Here is a 23410-nt window from a genome sequence, read left to right on the forward strand (position 1 = left end):
TGGTAGAGTATACCAAGGCGCTTGAGAGAACGATGCTGAAGGAACTAGGCAAATTGCTCGTGTAACTTCGGGATAAACGAGACCCGATCGTGGGCAACCATGACCGGGTGGCACAGACCAGGGGGTAGCGACTGTTTAGTAAAAACACAGGGCTGTGCGAAGTCGAGAGACGACGTATACGGCCTGACGCCTGCCCGGTGCCGGAAGGTTAAGAGGAGATGTGCAAGCATTGAATTGAAGCCCCGGTAAACGGCGGCCGTAACTATAACGGTCCTAAGGTAGCGAAATTCCTTGTCGGGTAAGTTCCGACCTGCACGAATGGCGTAACGACTTCCCCGCTGTCTCCAGCATCGGCTCAGCGAAATTGAATTCCCCGTGAAGATGCGGGGTACCCGCGGTCAGACGGAAAGACCCTATGAACCTTTACTGCAGCTTTGCAGTGGCATCAGAGACATTCTGTGTAGGATAGGTGGGAGGCTTTGAAACCGGGGCGCCAGTTCCGGTGGAGCCATCCTTGAAATACCACCCTGAATTTTTCTGATGTCTAACCGAGACCAGTCTAGCCTGGTCCGGGACCCTGCATGGTGGGCAGTTTGACTGGGGCGGTCGCCTCCCAAAGTGTAACGGAGGCGCGCGATGGTGGGCTCAGGTCGGTCGGACATCGACTGTTGAGTGCAATGGCATAAGCCCGCCTGACTGCGAGAGTGACAGCTCGAGCAGAGACGAAAGTCGGCCATAGTGATCCGGTGGTCCCACGTGGACGGGCCATCGCTCAACGGATAAAAGGTACTCTAGGGATAACAGGCTGATCTCCCCCAAGAGTCCACATCGACGGGGAGGTTTGGCACCTCGATGTCGGCTCATCACATCCTGGGGCTGGAGCAGGTCCCAAGGGTTCGGCTGTTCGCCGATTAAAGTGGTACGTGAGCTGGGTTTAGAACGTCGTGAGACAGTTCGGTCCCTATCTGCCGTGGGTGTATGAGACTTGAGAGGATTTGTCCCTAGTACGAGAGGACCGGGATGAACATACCTCTGGTGCACCGGTTGTCGCGCCAGCGGCACAGCCGGGTAGCTAAGTATGGACGGGATAACCGCTGAAAGCATCTAAGCGGGAAACCCACCTCAAAACGAGGTCTCACAGGGCCGTGCAAGACCAGCACGTCAATAGGCCGGGTGTGGAAGCGCAGTAATGCGCGCAGCTAACCGGTCCTAATCGCCCCTATCGCTCACACAACGCCTCCTCACCACAGCGTGACGGTAGGCACACACATGCACAGCAGTCATCCACGCAACACACACACACAACCCATCACCAACCTATCCCACCCCCAAAAAGGGTGGTTCAGAAGACCTGGTGGCCATGGCGGGAGACTTCCACCCGATCCCTTCCCGAACTCGGCCGTGAAACGCCCCAGCGCCTATGATACTGCATCTCAAGATGCGGAAAAGTCGGTCGCCGCCAGGTCCCCTGAACTACCCACACAATCACCAACGCGGGGTGGAGCAGCCCGGTAGCTCGTCAGGCTCATAACCTGAAGGCCGCAGGTTCAAATCCTGCCCCCGCAACCATGAATTAAGCGACTGATATCGCACACTAAAACCCGCCCTCACCGGCGGGTTTTTTGTTGCCCAAATCACCCCGCAGGAAACACATAGGAAACAAACGGAGTCAAAGACCAGCGTAGTTTCCGCCGGAATCACGGACGCGTGATAGCTTGGGGGGATGGCTTCACGTCTGCCCAGGCTATGAACGGGTCCTGTCGAAGCAGACGTGAAACTGGTCGAGGCCGGCCGTCCCCGGCGAAAGGGGCGAGCGGTCTCGGGCTGAAAGTTCAGCCCTGGATAAAGGCAAGGAGGTCGGCGTTGACTGGTCTTGCTGGATCTGGGCCAGGCCGCGACTTGCGCCTGGATAGATCTTCAGCGTGGCGTTCGGCACCAGCTTGGCCGACAGCAGGGCTGAGGTGCCGATCGGCACGATCTGGTCGTCATCGCCATGGACGATCAGGGTCGGCTGGACCTATGGGCCGGGCGACAAGGTGATGCAGATCGCCAACGATTATGACCGGGATGTCTTCAACGGGGACCTCGGCGTTATCGACAGGATTGATGTGGAAGAGGGCGAACTGACGGTCTTATTCGATGGTCGGGAGGTCGTTTATGGTTTTGGGGAACTGGACGAGCTGGTGCTCGCCTACGCCACGACCATCCACAAGAGCCAGGGATCGGAATACCCGGCCGTCGTCATCCCGCTGGTGACCCACATTACGCCATGCTGGCGCGGAACCTGCTCTATACGGGTGTGACACGGGGGCGGAAGCTCGTTGTGCTGGTCGGGCAGAAGAAGGCGCTGGCCATCGCCGTGCGGAATAAGGGCGGGAGGCGGCGGTGGTCGAAGCTAAGGGAGTGGCTGGCGGGTAGCGTCGCATGACGGAGTGACGGGGGTGGTCTCGAAGATCGAGCACATGCTGCTGCGCTTCGAAAGCACGCGGGACGAGGCGGTGCGGAGTCTGGAGGAATGGGCAGCAACATGCGCGCTCGTGGGACGTGCTGGCGCTTGGAAGCGACTGGGAGGTCATGTGCGAGGTCGTGACCTTCGCAGCATCCTGCGAGGGTGGTGGCATGCGCCTGTATGGTCAGCCGCCTGCGTCTCGACGCCCGTCTATTCGATCCGCCGCCCATCCGCCGACCCGGAACAGTGGGGCGTCCGCGGCGGACGGGAAACCGGCAGCCCACGCTTGCAAGTCGATTGGATCATCCCGATACACAATGGCGCCTGACGACAATCGCCAACTGCTATGGCGGCCAGGATCAATGCGTTGAATTCATTTCTGGCACCGCGCTGTGGCATCACCTCGGTCGCGCCGTACCCATCCGCTATGTTCTGGTTCGCGATCCGGGCAACCGTTTTCGTCCGCAAGCTTTCCTGTGCACCGATCTCGACGCGGCACCTGAGGATATCGTCCGCTGGTTCGTCCGGCGGTGGTCGATGGAGGTGACGTTCGCCGAAACACGGCGACATCTCGGTATTGAGACACAGCGCCAGTGGTCCGATCCTGCCATAGCCCGCACGACGCCGGTGCTGATGGGTCTGTTCTCGGTCGTGACACTGGCTGCCAACGATCTCCACCGGACCAAAACCATCAGGCCGCTCGCCGCGACGTGGTATCACAAGCAGACGCTGACATTCAGCGATGTCGTCGCTGCCGTTCGAAGAGAATTATGGGCTTCACAGGTCGCCGTCAACGACCGATACTCAAAAAATACCTTCGTTACTTTTCAATGCCTTGCTCACCAATGCCTGCTACGCGGCGTAAACCGCCAAAGTCCAGCTCAGAGTCTGTTTGAAAAAGCACGCCGATGGTGTGTCTCCCAGCACCTTGGCAGGTGTCTTCAGATGATCGCTGCGTTTCGATGTATGGAGACCTGATCCGGGAGCAGTTCATCAGGCATCCTTTAATGCGTCCTTTGGTATTTCCAGACACATGGTGGATCCGTATTGATGCCGTTCAAAGCGGTGTCGAGAGGCGCGTTTCCATTGGGGGCGGGCCATAACAATGCTCGCCGGGATGCAAAAAAGCACCGGCGGTCAGAGATCCCTTGCAAGCCGTGGTTACCCGGCAGAACAGGCGTGGAAGTCGTCCCGCCCGACCCACCAAGCGTATCGCGGACAACGGGATCTATAATTGCCAATGATAACGTACGCGATTTCGAAATACTTTCCTGATCGAAAAGTTCTTGATGCGCAACGTGAGCGGCATACTTTCCTTCGACGAAATTCAGCACCGCGCGATCAATGGATGGAGAATACTGTGGCCCGCAGGACAAGTGACGTTTTTCTGGTGTCCACCATCCTTTCGCTGTGCGCAGCCGCTTGGGCTTCCGACGCATGGGCGCAGTCTGTTGCGCAGGATGCGACTGCGCGTCACCCGTCAGCATCGCATACGGCGCCTACCCGTGCTGCAACACCCCCGAAGCCTACGGGCGACACTCCCGAGGGCGAGGCCGTGATCGTCACCGGCACCCGCGACAGCCACCGCAAGGCCCGCAACAGCCTGGCCCCGGTCGACATTGTCACGGCGCGGCAGTTGCAGCAGACGGGCGAAACGGACCCGTCTCGCGCGCTTACGCGCCTGACGCCTTCGATTTCGATGAGTGCCTATGGCAACGATACCGCGGCGTTCAATTCCACGATCCGCATGCGGGGGCTCAACCCGAATGAAGTGCTGATCCTGGTCGATGGCCAGAGGCGTCATCAGACCAGCATCATGAGCTATGATACGGGGCCCGAGCAGGGTGCCACGCCGACCGACCTCGACACGATCCCGGCGAGCATGATCGACCATATCGAGGTGCTGCGCGACGGCGCCGCAGCACAGTATGGCTCGGATGCGATCGCGGGCGTCGTCAATGTCATTCTCAAGAAGAACGCGACCCGCGGCGGTGCCTACAGCCAGATCGGGCAGACCGAACAGGGAGACGGATTTTCGGTCATTGCGGGATTCGACAAGGGATTTTCCTGGGGTCCAGACGGATATGTCCATCTGAGCTACGATTACAAGCATCAGGATCACACGATTCGCAGCGGGCCCGACAACCGGACCGGCCAGTTCGACAACAAGACGCTCGGGCAGCCGGAAATGACGCGTCACGCGTTCGGCATGACCTTCGGGAGGGACATTCTTGCCCAGAGTCTGTCGTTTTTCGGAAATGCGACCTACGCGCACAAGCATGGCGAGAGCTACCAGAATTATCGCCTGCCGTCGTCCTTGCCCGAGATCTACCCGAACGGATACACCCCGATCCAGACGGACAACGAAAACGACTATTCGGTGACGCTCGGCTTCAAGGGTGAGCAGTTCCTCGGATTTGACTGGAAACTGTCTTCCACGTGGGGTGAGGACATTGCCGATATCGGCAACAAGAACTCGGCCAACCTGTCCTATTACGATACCTACGGTTCCACGCCGACGAATTTCCTGATCGGCCGGTATCGCAATACGCAGTGGACCAACAATTTCGATCTGCGCCGGTCGGTTGATGTCGGGCTCGCGCGCCCCGTGACGTTCGCAGGCGGTGCCGAATACCGCTACGAGCACTACGACATCTCCGCGGGTAGTCCGGCCTCCTATTACGGCAGCGGCTCGCAGGGCTTGGGCGGCATCATTCCGGGTGTCGCGGGTGGACACAGCCGGGATGTCACGGCCGGTTATATCGACGTGGACATCCACCCTGTCCGACAGTTCGACGTCGATCTGGCCGGCCGCACCGAGCATTATACGGATGTTGGTGACACGCAGATCGGCAAGATCGCCGCACGGTATGATCTCTCGCGCCGGGTTGCCTTCCGTGCTGCCATCAGTAGCGGTTTCCGGGCGCCGACGCTTGCGGAGGAATATTTCAGCAACATCGTGACCGATGCGACCGGCGGCGCCAGCGGCCTGCTGGCGACAGGATCTCCTGGCGCGCGGCAGATCGGCGCGAGCAGGCTGAAGCCGGAGCGTTCGACGAACGCCAGCGGCGGGATCGTGCTCGAGCCGGTGGATCGCTGGCACGTCGCGGCGGATGTCTATCAGATCAATATCCGCGACAGGATCGTCGGCGGCGGCCGCGTAAACGGGCAGGAGGCGATCGATGCGATCGAGGCCAACGGCATTCCGCTGCAGACCGCGACGCCGAGCGACGTCTCGGCGAACTACCTGACTAATGGTGCGAGCACACGGACGCAGGGTCTAGATATCACATCCGACTATCTGTGGCGCTCAGGACGTTATGGACGGTTCCTGTTCAGCCTTGCACTGAATCTGAACCGCACGACGATCTATCACATGGCCCTCAATGCCTCGGGCGAGCCTGAACTGAACAGCCAGCTTGCGACCTATCTGACGAATGCGACCCCGCGCAGCAAGATCATCATGGGAGTCAACTGGAACTACCGCAATTTCGACGTCATGCTACGTGAGACCCGGTTCGGAAGCCTCGCCGAAAACCTGACGTTTTTCGCGGCCGGACCGAACCAGTATTCGACGTCCGTGTTCCAGCATTTCATCAACGAACCGCGTTGGAACACCGATATCGAGGTTGGCTACAAGCCTGTGAATTACCTCCGCGTGGCCATGGGTGCGCGTAACGTGACCAACATCAAGCCGAGAAAACTGCCGGAGGCGAACAGCTATCTGGGGTCATACTGGTATTCGATCCGCAACGGTCAGATGGGCTTCAATGGCGGTTTCTACTATCTGCGGGCGAACGTGACGTTCTGAACGCGCATCAGGGACGCGACGAGGATCCGGTGCCAACATGGCACCGGGATCCTGCGGGGTGCCGGCCTGATGTGCTTCCGCGCGGATTTCGCGTAGGTATGGAGCCTGTTCCGAAATGAGGGCGGAGCGCGAGCGCCAGTTTGAAGATGCATGCTAGATGTTTGGTCCCGGGGTTTGATGGTGCAGTCTTTTCGCCGGAATGGAAGGAAGCACTATGGGCCAGGTTCACCACGGGAGCGCCACAACGACAGCGGCAGTCCGTCGAGCGATACAACATAGTCAAGCGAGCTTGAGGGCACTGGCGAAACGCTACGGGATCAACCAGAAGACGGTCGCGAAGTGGAAGAAGCGGTCCGACGTTCTGGATCGCCCAACGGGACCACGGCCAGTATCTTCACCAGTCCTTTCGGTCGAAGATGAGGCGATCATCGTGGCGTTTCGTCGCCATACGCTGCTGCCGCTGGACGACTGCCTTTACGCGTTGCGGGCGACGATCCCGCATCTGACCCGGTCGTCACTGCACCGGTGCCTCCAGCGGCATGGTATATCCCGGCTGCCCGACACCACGGGCGACAAGCCCAAACGCTCGAAGTTCAAGCGCTATCCGATCGGCTACTTCCATATCGATCTGGCCGAGGTTCGGACGGAAGCGGGGCGCCTTTACCTGTTCGTCGCCATCGACAGGACATCAAAATTTGCCTTTGTCGAACTACATGAAAAGGCAACACGGCGCGTAGCCGGCGATTTCCTTCGGACCCTGGCCGCTTCCGTGCCGTATCGCATTCACACGGTCCTGACAGATAACGGCACGCATTTCACCGATCCGTCCGGCAACAGTTGGACGCCCGAAGACATCAAGGCAATGCGTGCCGAAAAAATCCTGTTCCGTTGCCATTCCTTTGAACTGGCCTGTGCCGATCTGGACATCGAGCACCGCCTGACCAAGCCGCGTCATCCATGGACAAACGGCCAGGTCGAGCGGATGAACCGGACAATCAAGGACGCGACCGTCAAGCGCTTTTACTACGAGACGCACGACCAGCTTCGCCAGCATCTCAGCGACTTCGTTGCGGCCTACAATTTCGCGCGCCGTTTGAAGACCCTTCGGGGCCTCACGCCCTATGAATTCATTTGCCAGCAATGGCAGCACGAGCCATCAAGGTTCACGCAAAACCCGCACCATCAAACCATGGGACTAAACACGGCAGAAAGCCTTCGGATCGCGGCGTTCTGACGTCGGGAAACCTGACCTTGGGCGTGACCCTTCAGGCTGCTTTCATGCATACTGCGACATTTCCAGACAGGCTCCGAGCGCTGCACGCAAGGAATACACGCGCGTGCGGTTCTCCGGCATCGGGGCGCAGTGACGATGATAGCCGCCCTTCGCAAGCTGCCGCGCGCAGCTGGAGGATGCGCCCTCAGCGCGCATCGTCCAGACATCGTTGCAGGCCCCTGCCTCGATCACGGGCTCTCCCAAAACGACACACTGGGGTGGCAGGCTCGGTCTGCCCCTGCGCTAAACCGGACTGTTGCGCCCGGGCGATGCGACACATGGTCATCATGGCGCGCTGCGCGGTGGGGACGACGTGTGCAGCGGCCGCGTGGCATGTCGAACGTACCGGCAGGCCCCGTAGAAGCCGTGCGCCATGCACGATCTTCCGGCCGGGCCGAGCGATGTTGTCTCGCCTTGGGGTCAGACCATGGCCATCAGCGCCACGTTGCCGCCGGCGGCTGTCGTATTGGTAGTGCAGACGCGTTCTGCGACCAGCCATTCCAATGAATAGGCGCCCTGTGCATCGCCCGTATGCAGGGTGACGATCGGCCCGTCGCGGTCCGCGAGCCTGCGCGCCACGTCCCGCACGACATCGCCCTGTCCGCCGCAGAGCGCCGCGTCGATCGCTGACGCGGACCGGTCGGATCGTATCCTGCCGTGCAGATCGTCCGGCAGCGGCGGGAAGGACTGATAGATCGGCATCGGCACGAGGCAGTCATTGCCTGTGGCCAGTGCTGCGACGATCTGCTGGCAGACATCCGCCAGTGTCGGTCCGGCACACAGGACAGCCCCGCGTGGGGCCAGGCCATAGGTATTCGTCTCGCCGACCGGGCCAGGCAGCGTGAGAATGGCGCCAAGTGGCGTGGAGGCTGGTATGACAACGGGACAGGCCGGAAGGTTCGTGCCCACCCAGCGCGCAAAGGCGCCGCACGGAGCGGGCAACGCGCGTTCCAGTTCGGCAGGGATCGCACTAGATGCCGCTACAAGACGCCTCAGATAAAGCGGCCCACCTGCCTTGGGCCCGGTGCCCGATAGTCCGTGACCGCCGAACGGCTGCACGCCGACCACGGCGCCGACAAGGTTGCGGTTGACATAGACATTCCCGGCTGCCGCTTTTGCGGTTAGGGTCTCGATCGTATGGTCGACCCGTGAATGCACGCCAAAGGTCAGCGCGTAGCCGGTGGCATTGATTGCCTTCATGAGGGCCGGCAGGGCATCTCTCGCATAACGCACCACGTGCAGGACCGGGCCGAAGACCTCTTGCCCAAGGGTATTCAGATCGTCTATCTCGATCAGTGTTGGCGCTACGAATGTGCCCTGCGCGCATTCGAGTGTGGGGTCCGTCTGGAACACCGGGTATCCGCGCGTGCGCATGGCTTCGACGTGATCGAGAATGCCGGCGCGGGCCTCGGCGGAAATAACAGGTCCGATGTCGGTCTGCGGATGCGCGGGATTGCCGACCCGCCATTCGCGCATCGCGCCCTTGAGCATTGCAAGTACGCGATCGGCGCAGTCGTCCTGCAGGCAGAGGACCCGCAGGGCACTGCATCGCTGGCCTGCGCTGTCGAACGCCGAGGACATGACGTCGGCCACGACCTGCTCGGTCAACGCCGAACTGTCGACGATCAGGGCGTTCTGGCCGCCTGTCTCCGCAATGAGCGGCACCGGGCGCCCGTCCGGATTGAGGCGGGTGGCGAGCTGTTTCTGGATCAGGCGCGCAACAGCGGTCGAGCCCGTGAACAGCACGGCGTTCACGCGCGGATCGCCGACCAGATGTGCCCCGGCTTCTCCATCGCCCGGAACGAAGTGCAGCGCATCGTGCGGGATGCCGGCGTCGTGGAGAATGCGGACGGCGGCGCGCGCGATGAGCGGTGTCTCTTCGGCGGGTTTTGCGAGCACTGCATTTCCGGCCGCAAGGGCTGCGGACACCTGACCGAGGAAAATGGCCAGCGGGAAGTTCCACGGGCTGATGCAGGTCACAACGCCCAGCGGACGCACTGTGGCATCCGCAGCGTGCGCGCGGATGCCTGCGGCGTAATAGCGCAGGAAATCCACCGCCTCGCGAATTTCGGACACCGCATTGGCCAGTGTCTTGCCGGCCTCGCGCATGATCAGGCCCATCAGCGGCGCCATGTCGCGCTCCACCATGTCGGCTGCCATTTCCAGCATCCGCGCACGATCCGTAGCCGGAACCGCAGCCCACGCCAGAGCTGCACGCGTGGCCCGGGCCAGAGCATCCTCACGTGCTTGCAGCGTGGCGAACGCGATATGGCCGACGACATCCGACCTGTCGGCCGGGTTGAGAACGGCAACGCCGTGGATCTCGCCGAAAGGCGTTGCTGGCTTCGTCAGACACGCGCCGAGTGCGCGCAGGGTATTCTCGTTCGTGAGGTCCAGACCGACCGAATTGCGGCGCTCGGGCCGGAAGAGGTCCAGCGGCGGCACGATGGCCTGATCCGGCTTCAGCCTGGCGAGCAGCGTCACGGGATCACAGATCAGATCCTCCACGCTGACGGAAGGATCCTGAATGCGATTGACGAATGAAGAGTTCGCGCCGTTTTCGAGCAGGCGGCGGACGAGGTAGGCCAGCAGCGTCTCATGCGTCCCGACCGGTGCGTAAACCCGTACGGGGCGGTCAAGTTTTTTCGACCCGACGACTTCATTGTAGAGGCTTTCGCCCATTCCGTGGAGGCACTGGAATTCGAAACGGCCTGGAGAGAAATCCGGCCCGGCCAGAGTATAGATGCTGGCCAGCGTCTGGGCGTTGTGCGTGGCGAACTGGGGGAAAACCGCATCCGGCGCATCGAGCAGCTTCCGTGCGCATGCGAGATAGGAGATATCGGTATGGACCTTGCGGGTGAATACCGGAAAATCCGCAAGGCCATCGACCTGCGCGCGCTTGATCTCGCTGTCCCAGTAGGCACCTTTCACAAGGCGGACCATGATCCGGTGGCGGGTCCGCCGGGCAAGGTCGATCACCCAGTCCAGCACGAAGGGCGCGCGTTTCTGATAGGACTGCACGACGAAACCGATCCCCTGCCAGCCGGCAAGGGCCTCGTCGAGACAGAGGGCCTCCAGCAGGTCGAGCGAAAGCTCCAGCCGGTCCGCTTCCTCGGCGTCGATGTTGAAGCCGATGTCGTAATGGCGCGCCAGACGGGCGAGTGCTGCGAGATGCGGGAGAAGTTCGGCCATCACGCGATCGCGCTGGAGGCGGTTGTAGCGCGGATGCAGTGCTGAAAGCTTTATGGAAATTCCCGGACCTTCATAAACGCCCGCGCCCTGCGCTGCCCGCCCGATGGCGTGAATGGCTCTCTCGTAATCCCGATAATAGCGCGCGGCGTCGGCCGCGGTCATCGCGGCTTCCCCCAGCATGTCATACGAGTAGCGAAAACCGCGCGTGACGAACGGCCGGCTGTTCTTCAGGGCGTCCTCGATCGTCTGCCCGGTCACGAACTGCTCGCCCATGAGACGCATCGCCATGTCCACGCCGCGCCGGATCACGGGTTCGCCGCAGCGGTGGAGCAGGGCATCGAGCGTCCGGGGCAGACGCGAACCGTCGCGTTCGGCCAGGAACCGGCTCGAGATCACTAGTCCCCATGTGGCCGCGTTGACGAAAAGAGGCGTCTTGCGATCGAGATGGCCGCGCCAGTCGCCATAGGCGATCTTGTCGCGGATCAGCGCGTCCCGGGTCGCGGCGTCAGGAATGCGCAGGAGGGCCTCTGCGAGACACATCAGGGCAACGCCTTCCCGCGACGAAAGGTCATATTCCCGGACCAAGCCCTGCACGATGCCGGAAGCACCACCGCTCCGAAGCGCCTCGACCAGTGTCCGTGCCGACGTATCGGCGAGGGCCGCCTGTTCGGCCGTAAGCCGCGCGCCCGCGGACAGGTGCGCGACCCGGTCCGCCTCGGGTGCCAGCGTATGATCGGTGATGGCGCGACGCAGGGCGCAACGATCCGGCACGGCGGCGCCGAGGGCGAAGAAAAAGCTGTTCATGCGGAGCACCCTCATCGTTTCAGTCTGATAACGGCGTTCCTTACGCGGCCCGTGTCCGAATTTGGTGCGGATCTTGCCGCCTGCCGTCGTATAAAACCCTGTTGCAGGGCATTCCTGCCGTATGAAATTTGGCGGAGAGGAATGTGTTGGACGAGATCGACCGCAGGATTCTCAGGCATCTCCAGAGAAGCGGCCGCATGACGAATATCGAACTGTCGCGCGCCATCCATCTGAGTGCCACGGCCACTCTCGAGCGTGTCCGGAGGCTGGAGCAGGGCGGCGTCATTCGCGGCTACATGGCCCGGCTCGATCCGGAGACGCTCCAGCTCGGGCTTGTCGTGTTCGTCCAGGTGACGCTGGACCGGACGAGCCCTGATATTTTCGATGCATTCTCGCAGGCGGTCCGGTCCATCCCGCAGGTCTGCGAATGCTATATGGTGGCCGGCGGTTTCGATTATCTGGTCAAGGCGCGCGTGCGTGACATGAACGCCTACCGGACGTTTCTTGGCAGGACGCTGGCGCGCCTTCCCGGCGTGCGCCAGACTCACACCTACACGGTCATGGAGGAAATCAAGGCCGATCCGGAACTGCCGCTATGATGGCCGAGCGCGGGCGGCGAGCCGACAGGCTGCCAGATCCCACGCCGCACACCCGACGCTCTTAAAAAAGATGGGGCGGCCATCTGCCGGCGGCGTGTTCAGGCAACTCGCGAGTGAGCGCACCCCGGACCACTCCTTCCCGGCCTGGATGATGTCGCCCGCCTCTGTCGGCGCGCCGATCGGATCGTCCACCACGCAAAGACTGCCATGCACGATTCCGGGACCGATCTCGATCATCTCGGGGCGGAACGCGCCGACGCCGATGACGAGCGTGTCGGGTGCAGGCTTGCGGTCGTACAGAACGTCCCGGCTGCTCGTGACGGTCAGGACGACATCGTAATGCGCATCGGGCGTCTGCGTGTCCTCGGATTGCAGACGCAGATGGGGAAAGGAGCTGGCCATGAGACGTGCCACGGCCTCCGGGCGCCGCCCGCGGATCGAAACGGTCAGTCCCGGGTAAAGCGCATTCAGCGCCTCGAGATGCACCCGCGCCTGAGCGCCAGTGCCAATCAGCAGTACATGTTCGAGTGCGGGCGGCCTGAAGCAGGAGAGGCCCAACATCGAGATCGCCGCCGTGCGGCGTTCGGTGACGGTGATGCCATCCAGTGCGAACAGGAAACGGCCGCAGGCGGCGTCGAGGGCGGTCACCTGCCCCTGCAGGGTGGGCATGGTCTGGTTGCCGGGGAAGATGGTCAGCAGCTTGTGTGCGAGCAGGTCATCACCGCACGCGACCATCGAAAGCACGGTTCCCGCCCGGTCGCGCGTGGGAACGACCAGACGCTCGGGGCAGACGATGTCGCCCCGGGCATATTCGGCGATTGCCGCGCGCAGCGTGTCGATGAGTGGCTGGAACGGAAGCGCCTGCCCGGTTTCTTGGGCATTGAGTGTATGCATCGGTGTTCTCGGCGGCAGATCGGGCGACGGGCGCCCGGAGCAGGGGTGACCGGCAGGGGTGACGATCAGGGGATGCGGGCGACCAGCGTCATCTCGACCTTCCACCCTGGGTCCGCCAGGCGGGCTTCGACCGTGGCGCGGGCCGGCTTGCAGGCGGCATCGAGCCAGGCATCCCATGCCCGGTTCATGGCGTCGATCGTGGTGATGTCGGGCAGGAAAATCTGTACCGAAAGAATGTCGGCCTTGCTGCTGCCGGCCTGCGCGAGCAGCGCGTCGATCTGTTTCAGCACGTCGGCGGTCTGCCGTTCCGTGTCCAGCGCCGGATCCTGTGTCACCTGTCCCGCGAGCCAGACGAGGCCGCCATGGATGACGGCGCCGGACAGGCGCTCGTGGGGATCGAGCCGTGTGATGCTCATGATTAAGTCTCCCTTGAAGTCCGGATCGTTCAGATCACCACGTCCGTGAGCGCCATGACAGCGTCCATGTAGGCGGTATAGAGCTGGGTGAAGACCGGCCCCGGCCGACCGGGGCCGATGGCATGCCCGTCGATGTCGACCACGGGAATGGCGATCGTGGATGCGCTCGTATAGAAGGCCTCGGCCGCCGTGAGCGCCTCGTCGCGCGTGAAGGGACGCTCCACGATGCGCAGTCCGCGCTCGCCCGCGATGCGCAGGATCGTCCGCCGCGTGATGCCCGGCAGGATCTCGTGCGACAGGCTGCGCGTGATGATGGCGCCGTCCTGCGTGACGATGTAGGCGGTCGAGGATGCGCCTTCGGTGATGGTGTCGCCCCGCGTCATCCAGGCTTCCGCCATGCCCGCCTCAGCTGCCGCGCGTTTTGCGAGAACCTGTGCGAGCAGCGATGTGGACTTGATGTCGCACCGGGCCCAGCGGAGATCGGGAAGCGTCATGATCCGCGCTCCTGTTCTGGTCAGAGGATTGTCCTGAACGGGCGAGAACTGGGGGAACATGACGACCGTCGGCTGAAGATCGTCGGGGTATTTGAATGCACGCTCGGCGACGCCTCTGCTGACCTGGATATAAATGAGGCCGTTGCGCAAGGCGTTGCGCCGGACAATGCCTTCCTCGATGCGACGCCAGTCATCGGCGGGAAAAGGGTTCGAGATGCCGATCTCCCGTAACGACCGATCCAGTCGGGCCAGATGCGCCGCATCGTCCACCAGACGCCCCTCGATCACGGCGGTCACTTCATAGACGCCGTCGCCGAACAGAAATCCTCTGTCCATGACGGGGATCGTGGCGTCCGCCAGCGGCATGAATTGTCCACGAATATAGCCGATACGGTTGTCTGTCGTCACGTGTAATTCCCCTGATCCGGCCCCGGGCGGTTGTTCTGAAATGCCATCATAGGAACTTCGGGTGCAGCGCGCGTATCGGATATCGCCCGAGCCTATTTGCCGTCCTGATAGTGCCGTTCGTTTCGCGATACGACAGCAGCGCGGGGGCACTGGTAGCATGGCACGCGTTTGAAAGCCGGATATGGCATTGGCGGGAGCACAGGCGGACATGCAGCATTTCGATATCATTTTGCGATCCGGGACCATCGTTGCCGACGGGGCCGGAACAGTTGCCGATATCGGATGCCGCGACGGCAGGATTGTCGCACTGGGCGATTTGCGCGCGGCCCACGCCACCGACATCATCGACTGTCGCGGCCTGCACGTCCTGCCAGGGATCATTGACCCGCACGTCCATCTGCGTGATCCGGGCGATCCGGCTGTCGAGACGATCCCCGACGGAACCCGGGCCGCCGTCCTTGGCGGAGTGACCGCGGTTTTCGACATGCCGAACACGCAGGATCCGGTCATTTCCGCGGCAGCACTCGATCGCAAACGGACGATAATCGCGGCCGAGGCATGGTGCGACGTCGGTCTATATGTCGGGGGGACCAAGGGCAACATCGCCGACCTGGGCATGCTGGAGGCCGAGCCGAATGTCTGCGCGATCAAGGTCTTTGCGGGATCGGCACCGCCTGCGAACCTTGTCGAGGACGATGTCAACCTTGAGGCGCTGATGCGCAGTGGTGCCCGCACGGTCTGCTATCATTCCGAGGACGAGGCGCGTCTGCAGGCGCGCAGGGCACTGTTCGGAACAGGCGAACCCTATCGTATGCACATGCAGTGGCGCGACGAGGAATGCGCGTTTCTGGGCACGCGGCGTCTCATGGCGCTCGCCCGGAAGACCGGTCGCCGCGCGCATATCCTGCATGTCTCGACGGCCGAGGAACTCGCCTACATGCGCGATTTCAAAGGGCTGGGGACGGTCGAGGTTCTGGTCAATCATCTCACGCAGGTTGGGCCGGAGGTGTATGACCGCCTGGGTGGTTACGCGATCATGAATCCTCCGATCCGCGACCGGCGTCATTACGAGGCGGCCTGGGCGGCTGTAAATGCCGGCGATGTCGACTGTATCGGCTCCGATCATGCCCCGCATAGCCGGGAGGCCAAGGAGCGCCCGTGGCCGCTCACGGCGGCCGGGCTGACGGGCGTGCAGACGCTGGTGCCGATCATGCTCGATCACGTGGCGGCCGAGCGGCTGTCGCTGCACCGTATGGCGCAATTGATGTCGTCCGGGCCGGCCCGTGTCTATGGCGCGGTCGGCAAGGGACGGATCGCCGTGGGGTATGATGCGGATTTCACCGTCGTTGATCTTCGGAAAACCCGCGTGATCGAGGAAAGCTGGATTGCATCGCCATGCGGGTGGACACCCTTTGCGGGGCAGGCATGTACCGGCTGGCCGATCATGACCATCGTGCGGGGCCATACGGTCATGCGAGAGGATGAAGTGCTCGATGCGCCAGCGGGTCGGCTCGTATCGTTCGCCTGAACCGACTGCCTGAGCTGGTGTCAGAGCCCGTCTCGAAATGTCCGCAGGTGCCTGAAAGCGGCATCAGGGAGTGCTTGCGGGTCAGATTTTCGGGTGGCGGAACGCCGCGAACCTGAGAAAACCTGCTGCAAAGTATCGGAGGCACCCGGAAAACAAATCGTCAGCATATATTTTCAGGCAGTCTCTCAGGGCCGCACGGGGCCAAGCATCAGGTCGCCGATCAGGAGCGCGACGGCGGCCTTTGTCGGCTCGATGACCGGTCGGCCGCAACTCCGTTCGATCTCATTCTGAAAATGGGCCATGCCCGCGCAGCCGAGAATGACGACATCCGCGCCGTTCGCGACCAGACGCCGGGCGGCATCGCTCATGCGGGCCAGCAGCGTGCCGTCCGTCGCACCTTCGGCTGTGGTTTCGACCGGAAAACTGCCGGAATAGCGCTCGCATGTTCCCATCATGCGCACGAGGCGGCGCTGCCTCAGCACGGATGCGTGGGACAGCGCCACGATGCCGAAGCGATCACCCCGGGTCAGCGCGTGCAGGATCGCGCTTTCGCCGATGCCGCGCAGAGGGATGGTGGGCGTGCGCTCGCGCGCGCCGTGCACGCCGGGGTCGCTGAAGCATGCGATGGCATATGCCGAGGCCCGGTGATCGGCGATGGCCGCCTGTACCAGCGGTGCGACCGTGTCCGCGTCGGTCTGCAACGTAACGCCCGGCGGAGCCTCGGGAATGTCCATGACATCGATCGTGAACGGGCTGCGTGCCCGCACGGGATCGAGCGCCGTATCGATGGCCGCGGTGACCCGTGCGGATGAGTTCGGATTGATGACGAGGATGCGTTCATTGTTCATGGGCGGTCACAGTCCGTCGGGAGGGGGCAGTCTTTGGGTCGGGCGGTGGTAATGGCGCTGCTGGGCGGCAGCTGCCACTTGCGGATCAGGGCTGCATAGGTGCCATCCGTCTGGAGCGCCGCGAGTGCGGTCGCGGTCCGGCAGGCCAGCGCAACGTCATCTTTCGGCAGGCCGATCCCGAGCGGTGTCATGTCAAACGGGTCCCCCAGCAGAAGGAACAGGCCGCCGGTCGCGTGAGCCGTCCATGGCGCGGTCAGACTGTCCTGCAGCACGGCGACGACACGTCCCTCGCGCAGTTGCAGTCGGGCATCGGCCGAGTTCTCGGTGGCGAAAAGCCGCACGGGGGGCCTGTGCTCACGGACGCAGTTCTGATCGCTCCATGCGATCAGGCTGGCCGGCTCGGACGTGATGCGGCTGGCTCCGACCATCCGCCCGCACAGGTCCGCCGGTGTACGGGGCGCGTGATCGTCGCTGGCGAGTATTATGAACTGCAGGCCGGACTGGAGGTAATCCACGAACGCGATGCTGTTGCGTCGCGCGGGCGTGTCCATCATGCCGTTGAAAAACATCGCGATGCGTCCGGTCAGTAGAGACGGAATGAGCTGGGCGAACGATGTTTCGACAATCCGCGGCGTACGTCCCATGCGACGGGCAAGCATTTGGCCGAGATCGACGTCGAAGCCTTGCAACTCGTCGGTCCGGGGATCGCGCATGTCCAGTGGCGGATAGCTCGGATACAGCCCGACCGTAACGGGTGTTGCGTCCGATGCACAGGCCGGCACCCGGGCCAGCACCAACGCCAGAAGCGTCATCACCCGCCATGACCGGATCCGCCGTCCCGTCATGGGGATGTGGGATAAGTAGCAGGGACAAGTTCGCCTACGGAACGTCCCAGTCGGTCTCGCTGCGAGACCGAACCTATAATTCGTGCCTGCTCCCGCACCAGACGGGCCGTCGCGCCTTCATAATCCATCGTCAGCACGCGGCCGTTTTCCACGATCTTGCGCCCGCCGACATAGACGGAGGCGATGGCCCGGTCGTCGCAGGAGAAGATCAGCGACCGGACGGGATCAATGGATGGGCGCATCATTGGATGGTCGAGATCGACGAGCACCAGATCCGCGCGGCCGCCTACGGTCAGGCGCCCGATATCGTTCCGGCCGAGCAGCGAGGCGCCGACATGGGTTGCGGCATCGAATACATCGCGGGCCGAGACGGCCTGCGGTGTCTGTTCCTGCACCCGTCCGAGATAGGCCGCAAGCCGCAGATCATCGAGAATGGTGTGCGGGTAGGTGTCGGTGCCGATGCCGAGTCGTACGCCCGCGCGGGCGTAGCGCCCGAAATCACGCAGGACATAACCGCGGCGCGCGAACACCGTCGGGCAGTGCGCGATGGCGGCATTGCGTTCGGCGAGAATGGCGAGATCCCGTTTGGTATGCCATGGCGTGGACGGGTGATCGTCGAGGAAGATGCCATGCCCGATGATGCTGCGACGGTCGAGCACGCCCAGCCCGTCGAGCCACTGGATCGGTGTCGTGCCGTGCCGGCGGGTGATTTCCTGAAACTCCACGATCGACTGCGCGGCATGGGTCTGCCACGGCACGTCACGGCGGGTGGCGGCGTCGAACGAAGCCTTCAGGATTTCCGGTGAACAGGTATCGACCTGCGCGGGCACGACCATGCCCGACAGGCGATCCGAGCCATGGCGCGCCGCGGTATCGACGATGTCCAGCGCCTCGTCCATCGCACGGCGTCCGCCGTCCTCGGCCCACGTATAATCGACGGTGAAGCCGTTCGTGGTTTTCCATGCGGCGGAGCGGAACATCGGCCCGAGACAGACGCGCAGTCCGCTTTCGGCCGCGATATCCAGCCAGCCGTCCCACGGCGTCGAAAGATCCACGACCGTCGTCACGCCCGACAGGAGCATCTCGCTGTAGGCTACCCGCGCGCAATCGGGCTTGCTGGCCGCATCGGCCCGGAAAACCGGCATGTATTCGTAGAGAGACGAGTAGAACAGGCCGGGCGATCCCAGCTCGTCGAACATGCCGCGGCTCATCGGCTCGGTCGCCGGATGGGAGTGGATGTTGACCAGTCCGGGCATGGCAAGCAGGGTGCGGCCGTCGACGTCCACCGGCAGTGCTGCAAATTCGTCGGGCATCCGCCCGGCCGGTCCCGCGAAGACGAGACGACCGCCCTGCAGGATCAGGTCGATATCGTGCGCATAGCAGTGACCGCCGGCTACCGTATCCCACAGCACGGCCGTCTTCAGGCTGCTGATGCGTACAGGGCGGCCGTTCATGTGCGGGCTCCTGCGGCGTGCTCCTGCTCGCAGGTCTCGAAGTGCCGGGCGATCTGCTCGCCGGTTGTGATCCAGACATCGCGACATTCGATTGCATACTGCAGAAAATGGCGCAGCAGGCGCAGGCGCATCGGACGCCCGCTGACAAGCGGGTGCAGCACGGTCGTCACCATGGCGCCCCAGGCCCGCGTTTCGTCGAGTTCGTCGCGCCACATCGACAGAACGTGCTCTTTCGGAAAGATCGGCCGCGCGCCAAAACGCGTGCTCATGCCGTGCATCCAGTCGTCATAGCTGGAGGTGGGCGGTATCTCGATCACGCCGGCCGCACCGTTCGGCAGGACCTGACGGTAGGGGCGTACGTCGTCGCGCCAGCTGCTGGAATAGAGCATGCCTTCGCGCTTAAGGGCGGTGCGCAGTTCGTCGCAGCTTTCCCCGTAAGGGGCGCGATAGCCGACCGGGCGTACGCCGAAGCGGGCGAGCGCCTCGAACCCGCGGGCGAGTTCGCTTTCGATATGCGGGGCGCCCGGATCAGGAAGCAGATGATGATAACCGTGATGGCCGATTTCATGCCCGTCCCTCAGGACGGATTCGACCATGCCCGGATAGGCGTCCGCAGCCCAGCCGGTGGTGAAGAACGTCGCTTTCAGTTCCAGTTCCCGCAGCAGCTCGAGCACCTTTGGCAGGCCGACGCGCGCCTCGTATCCGCCATAGGACATGGAGACGAGCTTGTCCGCGTGGGCGGGATCCTTCGAGGTGATCGCGCTCTCGGCGTCGATGTCGAATGACAGCATCATCGCGGCCCGCAGCCCCTGCGGCCATGGAAATTCCGGGGCGGGGCCAGCCATGTTCGACGGACGGACCGGAACATCGTCGTAGCTGCGGATCATTGTGTGGTCTCCTGGAATGCGTCGGTGCGCGGCCGATGGCCGGGTACGGCCGAGAGAAAAGCTTTTGTCCGCTCGTGTCGCGGATGATCGAAAAAGGTCTCGGCGGGTGCGTCTTCGACGATGGTGCCCCCGTCCATGAACAGGATGCGGTCGGCGACCTCACGTGCGAACGCGAGTTCATGCGTGACCACCAGCATCGTCACCCCGCTGGCGGCGACGGTCTTCATGACGGCGAGTACGTCGCTGACCGATTCCGGATCGAGTGCGCTGGTCGGTTCGTCGAACAGCATGACGGAGGGGTGCAGCGCCAGCGCGCGGGCAATGGCGACGCGCTGCTGCTGGCCGCCGGAGAGTTGGGACGGGTAGTGGCCCGTGCGATGCTCCATGCCGACCTGTCGCAGCAGGTCCAGCGCTTCTGCCCGCACATCCGCGACAGGGCGTTTCTGGACCCGTGTCGGCCCTTCGATCACGTTTTGCAGGGCCGTCATGTGCGCGAACAGGTTGAAGCGCTGGAACACCATGCCCGCCTGCAGCCGATGGCGTGCGATGTCCCGGGGGCTGCGCGGCACGAGACGACCGCGATGTTCCTGCTGGCCAAGCAGTTCGCCGTTCATGACAATCAGGCCGCGCTCGGGCGTTTCGAGCTGCGCGATGCAGCGCAGCAGGGTCGTCTTGCCGGAGCCCGAGCTTCCGAGGACGCAGACGACCTCTCCGGGCGGGATATCGAGCGAGATCCCCTTGAGGACCGGACTGGCGCCAAAGGCCTTGTGTACGTCACGCAGCCAGATCGCAGGTTCGGTCATCAGCGCGCTCCTGTCGCAAAACGACGTTCGAGGAGATGCTGGAGTGGCGCTAGGACGGTCACGGCCAGCAGGTACCAGAACCCCGCGACGATCAGGAGTTCGATGACGCGCGTGTTCGCGTAGTAGATGGTTTCGGCATTGTGCAGCACTTCCGGATACTGGATCACGCTGGCGAGCGACGTGAGCTTGATCATGCTGATGAACTCGTTGCCGAGCGGTGGGATTACGGTCCGGAATGCCTGCGGGACGATGATGCGCCGCATCGCCATGAGACGCGTCATGCCAATGGCGGATGCCGCCTCATACTGCCCGGAATCGACGCTCAGGAAGCCTGCGCGGAAGATCTCCGCAATATAGGCCGCCTGATTGAGCCCGAGCCCGAGCAGGGCGGACAGGAACGGGGTCATCAGATCCACGGTCCGGTACGTGCCCATGCCCGGCAGCGCGATACGAGGAAAGATCAGCGCCAGATTGAACCAGATCAGCAGTTGCAGGATCACCGGCACGCCCCGGAACAGCCAGACATAGAGGCCCGAGACGATCCGCGGCAGCCTGGGCTGCGATACGCGCCCCAAGGCCAGGACCAGGCCGACCGCCATTCCCACGGCCATGGCGCAGATCGCCATCAGCAGGGTCGCGCCGACACCGCGCAGGATGGACGGCACGAACAGGAACTGCGCGACATAGGCCCAGGCGATCTGTCCCACTGCGAAGGCATGGACGATCCACGCGAGCACCAGCACGAGCGCGACGCCGGTTGCGATATGACCCCAGCTTGTGCGGCGTCCCTTAGGCAGCTGGAGGCAGTGCCCGGCATCGGCGGTCGTAAGGCGGCTGACGGGCTGGGTCATGGCTGGTGTCCGTCTGAGGGTGTGATGGCGTCCTGATCAAGAGCCCATCGCCTGAGCAGGCGAGCGTAGGTGCCATCGGCCCTTAGGCTTGCGAATGCCATGCGCAGCGAGGCCTGCAGCCCGGCGGCGCCCTTGGGCAGGGCGATGGCAAGCGTCATGTCGGATAGCGGCGGGCCGAGGCGTCGGAACGCATGATGTGTGATGTCGATGAAATAGCCTACCGTTTCGCGGCCCTGCACCATTGCCGCGACGCGTCCCTGCAGCAGCTGGATACGTGCATCCGCGCCGCTTTCGGAGGGGTAGAAGATCATGTCGGGGCGACCTGCGCGCGCGCAGTGCATCTGGCTCCATGCCCGGATGATGGCGGGAAACGAGGTGGCCCGGCTGGCGGCGATGGGGCGGCCGCACAGGTCTTCGGCCCGCACGACCGGATCGGCCTTCAGGACGAGTACCTGCGCCCCGGACTGCAGATAGGGAACGAAGTCCAGCAGCGCGCGGCGTTTCGGAAGATCGGAAAACCCACTGATGATGAGGTCCGTCCGACCGCTCTGCACGGAGGGGATCATCTGCGGAAACGACGTCTCCTCCCATTTCGCCGTCATGCCCATGCGCGCGGCGAGAGCACGACCGAAATCAATATCGAAGCCCGTCAAGGTATCCGTGACGGGGTCGCGGAATTCCAGGGGAGGGTAGATCGGATTGACTGCGATACGCAGGGCCTGCGCCGCCATCGCGGCAGGCCATCCGGCACCGGCGAAGAGCGCCATGCCGAAAAGAAGGCTGCGTATCGCTCCTGTCATGCGGGTGATTCGTCTTCCGGCAGGATGACGCCAGTCTGCCCCGTGATGCGCCGGTAGTGTTCCGGGCGTCTGTGAGCCGCGAAATTGAACATCTTGCTCTTGCCCTGCTGACAGAGATCCAGATCACAGTCCGCGACGATGACCTCATCTGCAAGGGTGCGCGTCCCGGCGACGATAAGCCCGTTGGGGTCCACGATACAGGTGCCGCCGATCAGGCCCGAGCCGTCCTCGTCACCGGCCTTTGCGACGGCGACCGCCCAGCAGGCGTTCATGTAGGCATTCGCCTGCGCGACGAGCTGGGCATGGAAAGTGCGCAGCTCTGCGCTCTCGCTTTCACCTCCGTTAGGGTCGTAGGCCGCTGAATTATAGCCGACGCAGAGCAGTTCCATGCCCTGCAGCGCCAGCGTGCGCCATGCTTCCGGCCAGCGGCGATCATTGCAGATCAGCATGCCGAGCAGCGCGTCCTGCCAGACCGGCCCGGCGCGAAACACGGGAAAGCCGAGTTCGCCGTATTCGAAATAGCGTTTTTCCAGTTGCTGATATTGTGCGCCGGCACGGGGCTCGACCGAGCCGGGGAGATGCACCTTGCGGTATTTGCCGAGAATGGTGCCATCTGGCGTCACGACGATGCTGGAATTGTACCGCTGCCCTTCCGGCGTCCGTTCTGCATACCCCACGCTAAATCCCACCCCGAGCTCCCGTGCACGATCAAAGAGTGGCTGCACGTCCGGATTCGGCATGGACGGTTCGTAATAGGGCTGCAGTTCGTTGTCATCCAGAAGCCAGCGTGGAAAGAACGTCGTGAACGCCAGCTCCGGAAACACCACCAGGGTCGCGCCTTGGGCTGCGGCCTCATCGAGCAGCCGGATCATGCGTTCGAGCGTGTGGGCGCGGTGATCGGCGCGCTGTGTGGGACCCATCTGGGCCGCGGCGATGCGGATTATGCGACTCATCTGTTCATCATCTCGACGGGGAGGGCCAGCGACCCTGATGGAAGGCTAGAAAATCATTGCCATTCTGTTCCGCTTTCTTCAATTATCACTGCAATCACATA

19 protein-coding genes, 1 tRNA gene, 2 rRNA genes and 1 pseudogene (1 of these 23 running past the window's edge) are annotated in these 23410 nt (G+C 63.0%); 10 read left to right on the forward strand and 13 right to left on the reverse strand.

The genetic code is table 11. From position 1 onward, the window contains the following. The 8 genes and pseudogenes from A0U93_RS11520 to A0U93_RS11555 form a co-directional block, all read left to right on the forward strand. A 23S ribosomal RNA gene (locus A0U93_RS11520) occupies positions 1 to 1233 on the forward strand; it begins 1506 nt to the left of the window's first position. A 117-nt stretch (positions 1234 to 1350) separates the two neighbouring features. Continuing rightward, positions 1351 to 1465, forward strand: a 5S ribosomal RNA gene (gene rrf / locus A0U93_RS11525). A gap of 27 nt (positions 1466 to 1492) precedes the next feature. Beyond that, positions 1493 to 1569 (forward strand) — tRNA-Met (locus A0U93_RS11530). 434 nt (positions 1570 to 2003) lie between these two features. Next, positions 2004 to 2428: pseudogene (locus A0U93_RS16985) on the forward strand (ATP-dependent DNA helicase); the annotation flags it as partial. A 34-nt stretch (positions 2429 to 2462) separates the two neighbouring features. Next, on the forward strand, positions 2463 to 2777 hold the full coding sequence (locus tag A0U93_RS16235; RefSeq protein WP_149026880.1) for a hypothetical protein: 315 nt from the start codon (positions 2463 to 2465) through the stop codon (positions 2775 to 2777). Beyond that, positions 2747 to 3427, forward strand: a complete 681-nt coding sequence (locus A0U93_RS11545) for a hypothetical protein (RefSeq protein WP_077807468.1) — start codon at positions 2747 to 2749, stop codon at positions 3425 to 3427. The genes A0U93_RS16235 and A0U93_RS11545 overlap by 31 nt, the downstream gene beginning before the upstream one ends. 412 nt (positions 3428 to 3839) lie before the next feature. Beyond that, positions 3840 to 6260, forward strand: a complete 2421-nt coding sequence (locus A0U93_RS11550) for a TonB-dependent receptor plug domain-containing protein (protein ID WP_245824854.1) — start codon at positions 3840 to 3842, stop codon at positions 6258 to 6260. Positions 6261 to 6474: 214 nt separating this feature from the next. Then, on the forward strand, positions 6475 to 7494 hold the full coding sequence (locus A0U93_RS11555; RefSeq protein WP_077807470.1) for an IS481 family transposase: 1020 nt from the start codon (positions 6475 to 6477) through the stop codon (positions 7492 to 7494). Positions 7495 to 7536: 42 nt separating this feature from the next. On the opposite strand, the gene A0U93_RS11560 is transcribed toward A0U93_RS11555, so the two are convergent. Together A0U93_RS11560 and putA are read right to left on the reverse strand one after the other, a co-directional pair. Continuing rightward, positions 7537 to 7725, reverse strand: a complete 189-nt coding sequence (locus tag A0U93_RS11560; RefSeq protein WP_077807471.1) for a hypothetical protein — start codon at positions 7723 to 7725, stop codon at positions 7537 to 7539. 228 nt (positions 7726 to 7953) lie between these two features. Further along, positions 7954 to 11529, reverse strand: coding sequence for a bifunctional proline dehydrogenase/L-glutamate gamma-semialdehyde dehydrogenase PutA (putA, locus tag A0U93_RS11565; protein WP_077807472.1), 3576 nt, complete (start codon positions 11527 to 11529; stop codon positions 7954 to 7956). 143 nt (positions 11530 to 11672) lie between these two features. Here putA and A0U93_RS11570 point away from each other — a divergent pair, with 143 nt between their 5' ends. Further along, on the forward strand, positions 11673 to 12128 hold the full coding sequence (locus A0U93_RS11570) for an Lrp/AsnC ligand binding domain-containing protein (RefSeq protein ID WP_456306284.1): 456 nt from the start codon (positions 11673 to 11675) through the stop codon (positions 12126 to 12128). Here the strand turns inward: A0U93_RS11570 and A0U93_RS11575 are convergent. The 3 genes from A0U93_RS11575 to A0U93_RS11585 form a co-directional block, all read right to left on the reverse strand. Next, positions 12123 to 13022 (reverse strand): delta(1)-pyrroline-2-carboxylate reductase family protein, encoded by a 900-nt coding sequence (locus A0U93_RS11575; protein WP_077807474.1) that lies wholly within the window; start codon positions 13020 to 13022, stop codon positions 12123 to 12125. The two genes, A0U93_RS11570 and A0U93_RS11575, sit on opposite strands and share 6 nt — an antisense overlap. A gap of 65 nt (positions 13023 to 13087) precedes the next feature. Beyond that, a complete protein-coding gene (locus A0U93_RS11580) occupies positions 13088 to 13438 on the reverse strand; it encodes a RidA family protein (RefSeq protein ID WP_077807475.1) in 351 nt (116 codons plus the stop codon). Between the two features lie 29 nt (positions 13439 to 13467). Then, on the reverse strand, positions 13468 to 14340 hold the full coding sequence (locus A0U93_RS11585) for a D-amino-acid transaminase (protein ID WP_211274007.1): 873 nt from the start codon (positions 14338 to 14340) through the stop codon (positions 13468 to 13470). 208 nt (positions 14341 to 14548) lie between these two features. Here A0U93_RS11585 and A0U93_RS11590 point away from each other — a divergent pair, with 208 nt between their 5' ends. Next, positions 14549 to 15868: a dihydroorotase gene (locus tag A0U93_RS11590; RefSeq protein WP_077807476.1), complete on the forward strand. Its 1320-nt coding sequence runs from the start codon at positions 14549 to 14551 to the stop codon at positions 15866 to 15868. Positions 15869 to 16053: 185 nt separating this feature from the next. Here the strand turns inward: A0U93_RS11590 and A0U93_RS11595 are convergent, their stop codons facing one another. The 8 genes from A0U93_RS11595 to A0U93_RS11630 are packed head-to-tail and all read right to left on the reverse strand — an operon-like array spanning position 16054 to position 23309. Continuing rightward, positions 16054 to 16716, reverse strand: coding sequence for an aspartate/glutamate racemase family protein (locus A0U93_RS11595; RefSeq protein WP_077807477.1), 663 nt, complete (start codon positions 16714 to 16716; stop codon positions 16054 to 16056). Next, positions 16713 to 17561, reverse strand: coding sequence for an ABC transporter substrate-binding protein (locus A0U93_RS11600; RefSeq protein ID WP_077807478.1), 849 nt, complete (start codon positions 17559 to 17561; stop codon positions 16713 to 16715). The genes A0U93_RS11595 and A0U93_RS11600 overlap by 4 nt, the downstream gene beginning before the upstream one ends. Then, the gene (locus tag A0U93_RS11605; RefSeq protein WP_077807479.1) at positions 17558 to 19015 is read right to left on the reverse strand and encodes an amidohydrolase family protein; all 1458 of its coding nucleotides are present in this window, start codon (positions 19013 to 19015) and stop codon (positions 17558 to 17560) included. Before A0U93_RS11605 ends, A0U93_RS11600 begins: the two co-directional genes overlap by 4 nt. After that, complete coding sequence (locus A0U93_RS11610; protein ID WP_077807480.1) at positions 19012 to 19902, reverse strand: polysaccharide deacetylase family protein; 891 nt, start codon at positions 19900 to 19902, stop codon at positions 19012 to 19014. The genes A0U93_RS11605 and A0U93_RS11610 overlap by 4 nt, the downstream gene beginning before the upstream one ends. Continuing rightward, positions 19899 to 20705, reverse strand: coding sequence for an amino acid ABC transporter ATP-binding protein (locus A0U93_RS11615; RefSeq protein WP_077807481.1), 807 nt, complete (start codon positions 20703 to 20705; stop codon positions 19899 to 19901). Before A0U93_RS11615 ends, A0U93_RS11610 begins: the two co-directional genes overlap by 4 nt. Continuing rightward, on the reverse strand, positions 20705 to 21556 hold the full coding sequence (locus A0U93_RS11620; protein ID WP_077807482.1) for an amino acid ABC transporter permease: 852 nt from the start codon (positions 21554 to 21556) through the stop codon (positions 20705 to 20707). Before A0U93_RS11620 ends, A0U93_RS11615 begins: the two co-directional genes overlap by 1 nt. Then, positions 21553 to 22356 (reverse strand): ABC transporter substrate-binding protein, encoded by an 804-nt coding sequence (locus A0U93_RS11625; protein WP_077807483.1) that lies wholly within the window; start codon positions 22354 to 22356, stop codon positions 21553 to 21555. Before A0U93_RS11625 ends, A0U93_RS11620 begins: the two co-directional genes overlap by 4 nt. Further along, positions 22353 to 23309 carry an N-carbamoyl-D-amino-acid hydrolase gene (locus tag A0U93_RS11630; protein WP_077807484.1) on the reverse strand — a complete coding sequence of 319 codons (957 nt, stop codon included), beginning with the start codon at positions 23307 to 23309 and terminating at the stop codon, positions 22353 to 22355. The genes A0U93_RS11625 and A0U93_RS11630 overlap by 4 nt, the downstream gene beginning before the upstream one ends. Between the last annotated feature and the right edge of the window lie 101 nt (positions 23310 to 23410).

Source organism: Neoasaia chiangmaiensis, assembly GCF_002005465.1.
Lineage (GTDB): Bacteria > Pseudomonadota > Alphaproteobacteria > Acetobacterales > Acetobacteraceae > Neoasaia > Neoasaia chiangmaiensis.